Source organism: Streptomyces sp. NRRL S-378, assembly GCF_000720645.1.
Taxonomy (GTDB): domain Bacteria; phylum Actinomycetota; class Actinomycetes; order Streptomycetales; family Streptomycetaceae; genus Streptomyces.
This window is the reverse complement of record NZ_JOBX01000107.1, coordinates 1-11805: the sequence shown is the minus strand read 5'-3', so window position 1 is coordinate 11805 and position 11805 is coordinate 1. Positions and strand designations below refer to the sequence as shown.

Here is an 11805-nt window from a genome sequence, read left to right as displayed (position 1 = left end):
CGTCCGGTCCGGCAGCAACGGCTCGATCCGCGCCCACTGCGCGTCAGTCAACGACACACATCAACCAACGATCAGATGATCCGAGAGAAACGGCCTAGTTGCGGTCGCGGTTCCAGCCCGGCGCGAGCGCGATCCCCTTCAGCCGCTCCAGTGTGGGCGCGGGCGTCCTGCGGGTCGGGCCGCCGTTCTGGTTGCCGGTGTTGAAGGCGGAGACCGTCACCCGCAGGCCGTCCTTGCGCAGGGTGTCCACGGTCCACTGGACCACTCCTTCGCCCTTCTCGGCGGAACCCTGCGTGATCTTGACCTTCGTGCCGTCGGACTCGGTGGTGACGTCGGCGCCGGCGAAGCCCGAGGTGCTCTCGCCCCGGCTGACGTTGAGCTGGACCAGGGAATAGCCCTTTCCGTCGTCGAGCACGGCGTATCCGTACGAGCCCTCCCCGCCCCGGGAGGCGATCGGGATCCCGACCGGGACCAGCAGCGACTCCAGGGCGTCGGCGGCGCTGCGGTCCTTCAGCGGCGCGCCCGGTCCGGCGCCCGGCTGCACCGGATCGGGCTCGGCGGGCGGCAGGTCGTTCAGCGCCGGGTGCCAGACCGGCGAGGTGACCAGGGTCTTCAACTGCGCACTGCCCAGGGGCGGGTCGGGCCGCGTGACGGCCGCGCCCTTCTCCGCCGGAGCGTTCCACTCGGAGGCCTCGACGAGGAAGCCCGCCGGGGTGACGAGCACGGCCCGCCAGCACTTGGTGTCCACCCGGCGGTCGGCGTACTCGTACCCCTTGAGGATCAGCAGCTTCGAGCCGTCCGGCAGCCGCTCGGTCCGGCAGTCCTCGTAACCCTGGACGGTCTTGTCCCCGCACTGGGTGAGCTGGCCGGCCTGGCTGCCCAGGGGGTCCACCCGGGAGAGGCTGACGCTGACGGCCGCCTTCCCCTTCCCGTCGTCGTACACGCCGGAGGCGACCGCGCCGCCCTCGCTGTCCGTGCCGCGCCCCGCCCTGGTCTCCAGCTTCCCGCTCTCGCCCGCCAGGGCCTTCACCAGGTTGGTCATCATCCGCTCCGCGCTGACCGCGCCGCTGCCGGTCCTGGACCCCTTCCCGGCCCCGGAGTCGGGCCCGCCGCCGGTCTCGCCGGAACCGCCCGACGGGGTCGGCTGCGCCGCGACCTGGACCCCGTCCGCGCCGCCCGGGCCGTCGAGGAGGCCGCCGGTGTAGGCGCCCGCGGTCGCGATCAGGGCCAGGGCCAGTACGGATCCCCCGACCACCGCGGCCCGGCGGCGGGCCACCAGGCGCCGGCCGCGCTCCTCGCCCGCGTCCACGAGGGCGTGGCGGTCGGTCGTGAAGTCCTCCCCCGTCCGCCGGAGGGCCGTACCGAGATCATCTTCAAAGGGCATGAGGAACTACACCTTCCGTTTCAAGGGTGGGGTGGGGCTCTGCGGGAGCGCGGGAGGTCAGGCGCCCTCAGAATTCCGCGAAGGCGGAGAGGCTGCCGCCCAACTGCTCCCGCAGCCGGGCCAGCGCCCGCGAGCAGCGGGTACGGACCGCCGCCGAGCTGACGTTCATCGCGTCGGCGGTCTCCTCGACGCTGCGGTCCTCCCAGTAGCGCAGCACCAGCACCGCCCGGTCCTTGGGCGCCAGCCGCCCCAGAGCCTGCAGCAGGGTCATCCGCAGCGCCGGGTCGCCGCCGGCCGCCACCGCTCCGGTGTCGGGCAGCCGGCCGACCGGGCGCTCCCCCGCCGACCGGCGGCGCCGGTGCGTGAGGTACGCCCGTACCAGCACCGTCTGCGCGTACGCCGCCGGATTGTCCACGCGGGAGATCCGGCCCCAGTGCAGGTACATCCGGCCCAGGGTCTCCTGCACCAGGTCCTCCGCGAGGTGCGTGTCCCCGCTCGCCAGCAGACATGCCGATCGGTACAGGTGCCCCGACCGGCCTGCCGCGAATTCACGGAACCCGTCCCTGCGACCCTGTCGCATCCACTCCCCCTCGCGTCCGTCCCACTCCCTTGACGCGACGGCGGTCCGGAAACGTTTCACGCCCCGGCGGAAGTCCCTGCGCCGAGGTCGTGGAAGTACACGTGGAACTCCTCGCGGACGAAGCCCTCCGCCTCGTAGAGCCGCTGCGCGACCGTGTTGTCGTACGCGGTCTCCAACTGGACGCCCGACACCCCGGCCTCACGGGCCCGGCGCAGCACCTCGCGCAGCAGTGCCCGGCCGGCGCCGGTGCGGCGGCCGGACGGGGCGACGTAGAGGTCGTTGAGGATCCAGGCGGTCGTCAACGACAGGGAGGAGAAGGCACGGTAGACCTGCGCGAAGCCGACCGTCCCGTGTCCCGCGGCGTCGGCGAGCAGGACCAGGGACTCGTCCTTCGCGATGCGCTCGGCCAGGAAGGCCCGTGGGGCGTCCGGGTCCTCGACCTCCACCTCGTAGAAGTCGAGGTAGCCGCGGAACAGCGCGGCCGCCGTCCCGACGTCCGCAGCGCCGGCCACGCGGACCACCACGCCCGGCTCGGCCTGCGTGGTGGACTGGTTGACCTGCTGCTGCGCTGCCTGACCGGTCATGTGTCTCTCCCTGGGGTGTGCGGGGCGCGCGGGACGACGGAAGCCGTCCCGAAAGGCTCACGCTACGACGGGAGTTCCGGCCGGTGACCGCCCCGGACGCAGGCCCCCTGCCGGGCGCGGGCAGGGCGACGGTCCCCCCGGGCACCTTCGCACCGGCCATGGCCTTCCGGACCGCGGTGCCGGACCGCGGCCGCCCCGTTCGACGCCCGTCCGCTCCCCGGTCCGGATGTGCCGGATCCGCACACATGCTCTATGTTGCAGAGGCAAAACACGGGGCCCGGCATTGGCGCACACTCAGGAGCCGCGCCCTGGAGCGGTGACAGGCGCTCGACGAGCCGGGACCGGGGGCGACGGACGACAGATGGCACGGGACTACGACAGCCAGCTTCTGGAGTCGGTGGCGGTACGCCGCCGCAGGATGAGGGACGCCCTGCTCTTCGGCGCCCAACGGGCACGGCGCACGGCGGACGAACGGCTCGGGAAGCTGTTCGCGGGCATCGCCATCGCGGCCGTCCTGTGCGCGGGCTGCGTCGGCTGGTCCTTCGTCCAGCACACGCTCGCCAAGCAGAAGGCCGAGCAGCAGAAGCAGCAACAACAGCAGCAGGGCCGGCTGCAGCCGGCCGACCAGCCCGGCACGTCCCCGCAGCCCGCCGCCCCGGCGAGCCCGTCGGCGGCGAAGCCGTCGAAATCCCCCAAACCGCCGAAGACTTCACAGCCCTCCCCCTCGCACCCGGCCACGTCGCCGCAGCCGGTGCACTCGTAGCGGAAGAAGCATCAGGCGTGCAGATCCGGGAGAGTTCACGGTCCGGCAGCAGCGCCATGTCCCCTTGGCCCCGAAAGGTCGCAAACCCGCGATGATAGGTTCCCGCAAGTGGTGAGCACAGCAACGACTTCCCGGGCGCAACTGAGCCGGGTGACCCTGATCGGCGAACGCCGCCGGGCCGACATGGTCCTGCCGTCCGACACGCCGATCGGTCAACTGCTGCCGGACATACTGCAGCTGCTCGACGACCGGGCCGCCTCGCGCCCGCTGACCCGTCAGCTGATCGCGCCGGACGGTTCCGCGCTGCCGCACGACAGCACGCTGGCGACGGCCGGGATAGCCGACGGAGCGGTGCTGCGCCTGGTCAGGAGCCATTCCGCGCCGCCCGCCCCGGTGGTCCACGACGTCACCGACCTGGTCTCGGACGACCTCGACCTCCAGGCATGGCGCTGGCGTCCCGCCGCCCGGCGGGGCAGCGCGGGGGTGGCGACCGTCGCCTTCACGGTGACCGCCGCGCTGCTCGCCCGCCGCGAGTTCGCCCTCGAGTCGCTGGCGGCGGCCCTGGCCGTCGTCACGCTCGCCCTGATGGCGTCCGGCGCCCTCGTCTCACGGATCGGCCAGGGCAACCGGGGCCTGGCGACGGCACTCCTGCTCGCATCCGGCGGGCTCGGCGTCCTCACCGCCTGGACCGCTGCGGACGCCCACGACTGGCCGGGCACCGCGCGGCTCGCCGCCGTAGCGGGCGCGCTCGTCCTGACGCTGGCCCTGCTCGGCTACTTCTCTCCGCTCGGCCGCGGCGGACTCTTCGGCGCCGTGGCCACCGCCGTGATCACCGGCCTGTGGGAGGCCGTCGCCGCCGTCCAGGGCGACCCCGCCCGGCTCGGTGCGGTCATGGCCGTCGTCTCCGTGGTGCTGCTCGGCCTGCTGCCGAGGCTGGCCCTGATGGCGTCCGGGCTCACGGCCCTCGACGACCGCCGCTCGGGCGGCGCCTCCGTCAGCCGCCACGAGGTGGGCAACGCGCTCGCCGCCACGCACCGCGGGCTCGCCCTCGCCACCATCGTCACCGCCGCTTCGGCGGCGGCCGCCGGCTGGCTGCTGACGCTGGCCGAGAAGCCCTCCGTGTGGACGGTCGCGCTGCCGTCGCTCGTCGCGGTCGTCCTGCTCTCGCGGGCGCGCGCCTTCCCGCTGGTGGCCGAGGTCGTCGCGCTGATCGCCGCCGCGGCCCTGCTCGTCGTACGCCTGGTGATCCTGTGGACCGGGCACGACGGGGGCGCCGGCCCGCTCGCCGTCCTGGTCCTGGCCGCGCTGCTGCCGTTGCTCGTCCTCGCGGTGCAGCCGCCGGACCACGTGCAGGTCCGGCTGCGGCGCACGGCCGACCTCATCGAATCGGTGGGCATGGTGGGGCTCTTCCCGCTCGCCGTCGGGGTGTTCGGCGTGTACGGGCAGCTGCTCAACAAGTTCTGAGGAAGAGGGGCAGGGGCAGACATGCCGAACGCAGAGAACTGGCAGGGCGACGTCCTGCGCGACCTCAACGGCGGAGCACGGCCTCCGGCGCAAGGGCAGCCTCCGGCACACGGGCAGCCTCCGGCGCAGGGGCAGGCTCCGGTGCAGGGGCAGGCCGGGCCGCACCAGCAGCCGGCCGCGGGTCCCGCCGCGCAGGCCCCCGCCCCGGGCGCCGCCGCCCCCGCGCACGGGCATCCGCAGCACCAGGTGCCGGGCGCCGGGCCGCAGGCCACCGGAGCGCCGGGCGCCGGCGCGGCGCAGCGTCCGGCGGCCGGCCCCGGTGGCCACGCTCCCGCCCAGGCTCCCGCGTACGGGTACCCGCAGCCGGGACCGGGCGTGGCCGCCGCGGCGGCCGCCGGCCCCCGGGGCGGCGTCCCGCCGCAGGCCCGGCCGTACCCGGAGGTCCCGGCGCAGCCCCAGCAGCCGCATGTCCAGGCCCAGCCCCAGGCCGCGTACGCCGCCGCCGGCCACGGGCAGCGGACCCGTACCACCCCCGACTCCAAGCCCGCAGTGGACCGGCAGCTCTCCGGAACCGGCCGCAAGCCCCGACACGGCGAGCCGTTCGGCGCCCGCGCCCTGCGCGCCGTACGGAGAACCGTTTCCTCGTCGGCCGCCCGCGAGGTCGCCGAAGCCACCCGCACCGCCGAACTGCTCCAGCAGCCCGTGACCACCGGCCGCCAGATCGCCGTCACCTCCATCCGCGGCGGCGCCGGCAAGTCCACGGTCGCCGCCCTGCTCGGCACCACGTACGCGCACTACCGGCAGGACCCCGTCCTCTTCGTCGAGGCCGACCCCGCCCTCGGCTCCCTGCCCATCCGGCTCGGCGCCGAGAGCCTGCGCTGGACCACCGGCGACGTCGCGGACATCGTCGAGCCCCAGATGTCGCTGCTCGACATCACCGGCTACCTCGTCCAGCTCCGCGACAACGCCTGGCTGCTGCCCGGCAGCCAGGGCCAGATCGGCGCGATGCTCGACACCCGCGCCTACGAACGGGCCATGGTCGCGCTGCGCCGCTACTTCGGCGTCACCGTCGTCGACTGCGAGACGCTCCCCGCCGAGGTCGCCCGCGTCGCGCTCTCCGCCTCCCAGGCCCGCGTCCTGACCACCCCCGCCACCCTGGACGGCGTCAGCAGCACCTTCGCCGTCCTCCAGTGGATGAAGGGCCTGCCGCCGCACATGCTGGGGAGCACCTCCGTCGTCATCACCGAGCAGGCGCCGCACTCCGGAGTCGACCTCGCCGACGCCGTGCGCACCCTGGAGGCGGCCGGGCCGAGCGTCCACGTCCTGCCCTACGACCGCCACCTCGCCGACGGCGGCCCCATCCGCACCGAACTGCTCGCCCACTCGACCCGGCAGAACGCCACCCGGCTCGCCGCGGACGTCTTCCAGCTCTCCCAGAAGCGCCACTGACGATGAGTACCCGACTGATCCACCGCCCGGCGCGGACCGTCAGGCCGCCGGCGCCCCCCGAGGCACGCACCATCGAGGCCCCGCCCAACCTCCCCGAGGGGAAGGCGGGCAGCATCGCGATGTCGCTGCTGCCCGTGGCGGGCGTCATGTCGTCCGTCGTGATGATGACGGTCGTCCGCAACAGCCAGTTCGCCGCGCTCGGCGCGCTGATCCTCGTCGTCACCATCATCGGCTCGGTCGCACTCGTCTTCTCGCAGCGCGGCAAGGCCCAGCGCACCCGCCGTACCCAGCGCGAGGCCTACCTCGCCTACCTGGAGGACCTGCGCGAGGAGCTCTCCGCCGAGGAACGCGAACGCGCCGAGCACGCCGACGTGCTCAACCCGCCGCCGCACGCCCTGTACGACATCGTCCGCGACCCGGCCCGGCTGTGGGAGCGCCGCCGCGTCGACGGGGACTTCCTGCGCGTGCGCGTCGGCACCGGCGAAATGCCGGTCCGCGACCTGCAGATCGGCCAGCAGGGCTCCACCGTCCTCACCCCACCCGACCGGTTCATGCTCAACGAGGCCTCGGCACTCACCGCCCGCTTCCGCAACGGCACCGAGCTGCCGCTCACCGTCCCCCTCGACCGCGTCGGCAACATCAGCGTCATCGGCCCCCGCGAGGACTGCCTGCGCGTCGCCCGCGCCCTGCTGGTGCAGGCCGCCGCCATGCACGCCCCCGACGACGTGGCGATCGCGCTCGCCGTGCCCGGCGACCGGCTCCCCGACTGGGAGTGGGCCAAGTGGATGCCGCACCTCCTGGACACCGAACAGCTCGACGGCCCCGTCGCCGCCCGCCGCATCGCCCCCTCCACGGACCAGCTCGCCCGGCAGATCGGCCCGGAGCTGCGCCGCCGCGCCTCCTACGCCGCCGAGGTGCGGCGCGGACTGTCCGGCAAGGACGCCCTGGCCATGACGTCACGGCTGCTGGTCGTGACCGACGGGCACGGTGAGGACGCCGTCGAACTGCCCCGCCCCGACGAGGCGGTCGGCCTGCGCGAGATGGGCGTCACCGTCCTCCACCTGCTCGAACAGCGCATCCAGGAGCCCGGCCACGTCGGCGTACGGATCACCGTCGACGGGGACCGGGTGCTCATCGAGGACCTGCGCCAGGACGAGCCCATCAGCGCCCACGGCACCGTGGACGAGGTCGGCATCCCCTTCGCCGAGGGCCTGGCCCGGATGCTCGCCCCGCTGCGCCTGTCCGCCGAGTCCCTCGTCGACGCCCCGCTGTCCGGCCCCGTCGACTTCGCGGACCTGCTCGGCATCGACGACGTGGCCCGTCTCGACCTGGCGAGCCTGTGGGCCCCGCGCGGCGAACGCGCCTTCCTGCGCGTCCCCATCGGCATCAGCGACGCCCGCGAGCCCGTGCTGCTCGACCTGAAGGAGTCCTCCGAGCTGGGCATGGGCCCGCACGGCCTGTGCGTCGGCGCGACCGGTTCCGGAAAGTCCGAGCTGCTGCGCACCCTCGTCCTCGCCCTGGTGGCCACGCACCCGCCGGAGGACCTCGCCCTGGTCCTCGTCGACTACAAGGGCGGTGCGACCTTCGCGCCGTTCGCCGACCTCCCGCACGTCGCCGGTGTCATCACCAACCTGGAGAACCAGGCCGGCCTCGTCGAGCGCGTCCACGCCTCCCTCGCCGGCGAGGTCAAGCGGCGCCAGCAGGTCCTCAAGGACGCGGGCAACGTCGCCGACATCGGCGACTACGCCGCGCTGCGCGCCGACCGCCGGCCCGACCTGGACCCGCTCCCGCACCTGTTCGTCGTCATCGACGAGTTCGGTGAACTGCTGACCGCGAAGCCCGACTTCATCGACCTGTTCCTGTCCATCGGCCGCATCGGCCGGTCCATCGGGGTGCACCTGCTGCTGTCCAGCCAGCGCATCGAGGGCGGCAAGCTCAAAGGCCTGGACACCTACCTCTCGTACCGCCTGGGCCTGCGCACCTTCTCCGCCGACGAGTCGCGCACCGTCCTGGACACCACCGACGCCTTCCACCTCCCGCCGCTGCCCGGCTTCGGCTACCTCAAGGTCGACACCAGCCACTACGAACGCTTCAAGGCGAGCTACGTCTCCGGCGCCTACCGGGGCCCCGTACAGCGCGCCGAGGACGAGGACAGCGGTCCGCTCGCCCTGGAGTACGGGGCGTTCAACTCCCTGTCCGAGCCGGAGAACACGGGCGGCCCCGAGCCCTCGGTGCGCCGCCGCGAGACCGGTCCCACCGAGATGGGCGTCATCGTCGAGCAGTTGGAGCACGCCGCGGGCCCGGTCCGCCGCATCTGGCTGCCGCCGCTGCCCGGCGCGATCGCCCTGGACTCCGTCGCCGGCCCGCTCGACGTGGGCGTGCGCGGAATGCAGCTCACCGCGCGCCGCGAACGTCTCGTGGTACCGCTCGGTCTGCTCGACGACCCGACGAAGCAGTGGCAGGGCCAGTGGTACCTCGACCTCACCGTCGCGGGCGGCCACGTCGCCGTCATCGGCGGCCCGCAGTCCGGCAAGACCACCCTGCTGAGGACCCTGGTCCTCTCGCTCGCCCTGACCCATACCCCGCAGGAGGTCGGCGTCTACGGGCTCGACCTGGTCGGCGGCGGCCTGCAGGCCCTGTCCGGACTGCCGCACGTGGGCGGGATCGCCGGCCGCGCCGACCGTGAGCGGGCGGCCCGTACCGTCGAAGAGGTACGCACCATGCTCGCCCTGCGCGAGGACCTCTTCCGCGAGCACGGCATCGACTCCGTCGAGCAGCTGCGCACCCTGCACGCGGCCGGCCGGCTGCCGCAGCTGGCCTCCGCCGAGATCGTCCTGGTCATCGACGGGTTCGGCGCGCTGCGCGACGACTTCGAGGAGCTCGACGACGCCGTCGTCGACATCCTCAAGCGCGGCGGCGGCTACGGCATCCACGTCGTCGCGGGCATGCTCCGCTGGAACGACGTCCGCATCGCCGTCCAGTCGAACTTCGGCACGCGCGTCGAGCTGCGCCTGAACGACCCCAGCGAGACCAGCATCGAGCGCAAGCTCGCCGAGACCCTGTCGCCCGACGAGCCGGGCCGTGTCCTCACCGACGGCAAGCTCTTCGCACAGGTGGCGCTGCCCCGTACGGACGGGCTCACCGACACCTCGGAACTGGGCTCCGTCCTGGAACGCACGGCCCGCACGATCCGCGCCACCTGGAGCGGCGACGCCGCCCAGCCGGTCCGGGTGCTGCCGCACGTGCTGGAGCCGCACCTGCTGCCGGGCCCGGTCGCCGAGCCGAAGCGGGTGCCGATCGGGCTCGACCAGACCGCGCTGGCACCCGTGCTCCTCGACCTGTTCCACCACGACCAGCACCTGCTGGTGATGGGCGACAGCGAGTGCGGCAAGACGAACCTGCTGAAGACCGTCGCCGGCGGTCTCATCGAGCGCTACGGCGAGGACGAACTGGTCTTCGCGATCATGGACCCGCGGCGCAGCCTGCGCGGTGTGGTTCCGGAGGAGTTCAACGGCGGCTACGCCTACAACGCCAAGATGTGCGCCGGGCTGGCCGCGGGCATCGCCACCGAGCTCGAACGGCGGATGCCCGACGACAGCGCCCCGCTGGAGGACCTGGAGCCGGGCAGCTGGGGCGGCGGCCCGCGGATCGTGGTCCTCGTCGACGACTACGACGTGCTGACCACCGCGGGACAGTCGCCGCTGGCCCCGTTCGTCCCGTACATCCCGTCGGCGGCCGACATCGGCCTGCACTTCGTGCTGACCCGCCGCGTCGCAGGCGCCTCGCGCGGGATGTACGAGCCGCTGGTGCAGGGCCTGCGCGAATCGGGCGCCTCGGCGATCGTCATGGCGGGCGACCGGGGCGAGGGCCAGCTGTTCCCGGGGGTGTACGCCTCCCAGCAGCCCGCCGGTCGCGGCGTCCTCGTCCGCAGGGGCCAGTCGAACCGCCTCGTCCAGACCGTTTACACCACCGAGTGAAGGGCCGCAGAACCGTATGACCAAGGACGTCGTAGCCCTGACCCAGCAGATGCCCGCCCCCTGGGCGGTGCTCGCGGGACTGCTGTCAGGCGGCCCCGACAAACTGGTGGACACGGCCGGAGAGGGGGCGGTGATCCAGCTCTGCGACGAGCAGGGGCGGCCGCTCGTATCGGTCGAGGCGCCCTTGCTGGTGCAGGTCGAGGGCGAGGCGGAGCGGCTGCTGGGGGCCACCCCGCCGCGCGTCCCCTACTGGTGGACCGAGGCCCGCGCCACCACCGGCGTGCCCGAGGCCGAACGCCTCGCGGGCACGTTCGCAGCCCGCCTGTCCTCGCTCGCCGGCGGGAGCGCCTGGCCGCCGGAGGCCGCGCGGTCGGTGGCGGTGGTGGAGAGCGACGGCATCGGCGTGGCGCCGACGCCGGCCGCGGCGCAGCCCGCCGTCGACGTGCTCACCCCCAACGTCGCCGTGGTCATCATGGACCGCCCGGTCGTCGCGATGACGGCCTGGCTCTCCGACGCCTTCCGGGCCGCCGCGGCGGCCGAGCGCGGCCTGCAGATCGTCACGCCGCCCGGAACGGTGCTGTCCCCGGCGGTGCTGGCGAACATGCCGGACTGGCCCTCGCGGTGGGTCGTGCAGGACCAGCGGGTGGGCTACTACGACGGCCTCTCGGGCGCGGTGCTGCGCTGGCAGGAAGGCATGTTCGCCACGGTCGTCGCCCCGGACGCCACCGAGGACGACCCCCGGACGCCCGTCGCCGCCTCGTACCAGGAGGTTGCGGAGACGGCGCAGCGGCAGCTGGCCCTCACCTTCCGCACCATCCACCCCGCGGACGACCGACTGGTCCTCGGCGGGGCCCTGGATACGGTGTGGCGCGAGCTGACGGGCGCCCCTCCGGCGGGCTGGGGCACCGCCGAGCCCGCGAACCTGCCCTGGTCGCCGGGCCGGCTGACCGACGTGGCGTTCGCGCGGGCCCCCGAGCCGACGTGGTTCGTGGTGGTGGGCCACCCGGACCGGCCCGGACTCGCCACCGTGCGGGTCAGCCGTACGAAGGCGGGCGTCGAGGAGACCGTGACGATGGCCCTCGGTTACGGCGAGGGCGAGGAGCCGCCGCTGGACGCCCTTCCGCGGGTCGCGGAGGCCCTCGTCACCCGCCACCGCCTCCAGTCGATGCTCGTACAGCTCCGCAAAGCCCGGCGCGATCTGCTGGTGCCGCCGCGCTTCGAGGGGCCGGGGGTGCCGCTGGCCTTCGTGCTGGGTGCGGAGGAGGTGCGTGCCATGCCGGACGACCGGGCCCGGCACACGCCGCTGGCCGAGGCGCCTGTGCCGCTCGGACCCAAGTCCCGCCCCGGCTACTACTACCCGCTGCCCGGGGATCCGTCGGACCTGTCCGGGTGGGCGGACTTCGAGCGGCTGACGAGGCATCTGAAGGGATCGTGAAGATGCCTGGCGGTTTGTCATGAGTCGGCCACAACCGCCTCGTTGCTCGTTGCAGGTGCGATGTATGTTAGTTGTAGTGGTCACACTGGTGTTCGTTCGAGAGTGCGGGGGAGTGTGGGATGAAGTTCGACATGGGGACGCAGGTTCTGACGAACCTGATGTCGGGTTC

At 73.6% G+C, this 11805-nt stretch carries 7 protein-coding genes and 1 pseudogene; 5 read left to right on the top strand and 3 right to left on the bottom strand.

Annotation, left to right across the window (positions count from 1 at the left end; translation table 11 throughout):
• Positions 1-94: 94 nt before the first annotated feature.
• The 3 genes from IH80_RS0136915 to IH80_RS0136905 form a co-directional block, all read right to left on the bottom strand.
• On the bottom strand, positions 95-1384 hold the full coding sequence (locus tag IH80_RS0136915; protein ID WP_030966241.1) for a hypothetical protein: 1290 nt from the start codon (positions 1382-1384) through the stop codon (positions 95-97).
• 67 nt (positions 1385-1451) lie between these two features.
• Positions 1452-1964 carry a SigE family RNA polymerase sigma factor gene (locus tag IH80_RS0136910; protein ID WP_030966239.1) on the bottom strand — a complete coding sequence of 171 codons (513 nt, stop codon included), beginning with the start codon at positions 1962-1964 and terminating at the stop codon, positions 1452-1454.
• Positions 1965-2020: 56 nt separating this feature from the next.
• Positions 2021-2548 carry a GNAT family N-acetyltransferase gene (locus tag IH80_RS0136905; protein ID WP_051810330.1) on the bottom strand — a complete coding sequence of 176 codons (528 nt, stop codon included), beginning with the start codon at positions 2546-2548 and terminating at the stop codon, positions 2021-2023.
• 361 nt (positions 2549-2909) lie between these two features.
• On the opposite strand from IH80_RS0136905, the pseudogene IH80_RS40230 reads away from it, so the two are divergent.
• The 5 genes and pseudogenes from IH80_RS40230 to IH80_RS0136880 all read left to right on the top strand — a co-directional run.
• Positions 2910-3149: pseudogene (locus IH80_RS40230) on the top strand (hypothetical protein); the annotation flags it as partial.
• A gap of 270 nt (positions 3150-3419) precedes the next feature.
• Complete coding sequence (gene eccD / locus IH80_RS0136895; protein WP_030966235.1) at positions 3420-4775, top strand: type VII secretion integral membrane protein EccD; 1356 nt, start codon at positions 3420-3422, stop codon at positions 4773-4775.
• Between the two features lie 549 nt (positions 4776-5324).
• Positions 5325-6224: a MinD/ParA family ATP-binding protein gene (locus IH80_RS47565; RefSeq protein WP_030966232.1), complete on the top strand. Its 900-nt coding sequence runs from the start codon at positions 5325-5327 to the stop codon at positions 6222-6224.
• A 2-nt stretch (positions 6225-6226) separates the two neighbouring features.
• A complete protein-coding gene (locus IH80_RS0136885; protein WP_030966231.1) occupies positions 6227-10201 on the top strand; it encodes a type VII secretion protein EccC in 3975 nt (1324 codons plus the stop codon).
• Positions 10202-10217: 16 nt separating this feature from the next.
• On the top strand, positions 10218-11636 hold the full coding sequence (locus IH80_RS0136880) for a DUF6177 family protein (RefSeq protein WP_030966230.1): 1419 nt from the start codon (positions 10218-10220) through the stop codon (positions 11634-11636).
• The last annotated feature ends 169 nt before the right edge of the window (positions 11637-11805 follow it).

Excerpts from the sequence above, each read along its gene's own strand:
- IH80_RS0136885 (WP_030966231.1), top strand. The coding sequence starts at position 6,227 with ATGAGTACCCGACTGATCCACCGCCCGGCGCGGACCGTCAGGCCGCCG.
- IH80_RS0136880 (WP_030966230.1), top strand. The coding sequence starts at position 10,218 with ATGACCAAGGACGTCGTAGCCCTGACCCAGCAGATGCCCGCCCCCTGG.
- IH80_RS0136910 (WP_030966239.1), bottom strand. The coding sequence starts at position 1,964 with ATGCGACAGGGTCGCAGGGACGGGTTCCGTGAATTCGCGGCAGGCCGG.
- IH80_RS0136905 (WP_051810330.1), bottom strand. The coding sequence starts at position 2,548 with ATGACCGGTCAGGCAGCGCAGCAGCAGGTCAACCAGTCCACCACGCAG.
- IH80_RS0136915 (WP_030966241.1), bottom strand. The coding sequence starts at position 1,384 with ATGCCCTTTGAAGATGATCTCGGTACGGCCCTCCGGCGGACGGGGGAG.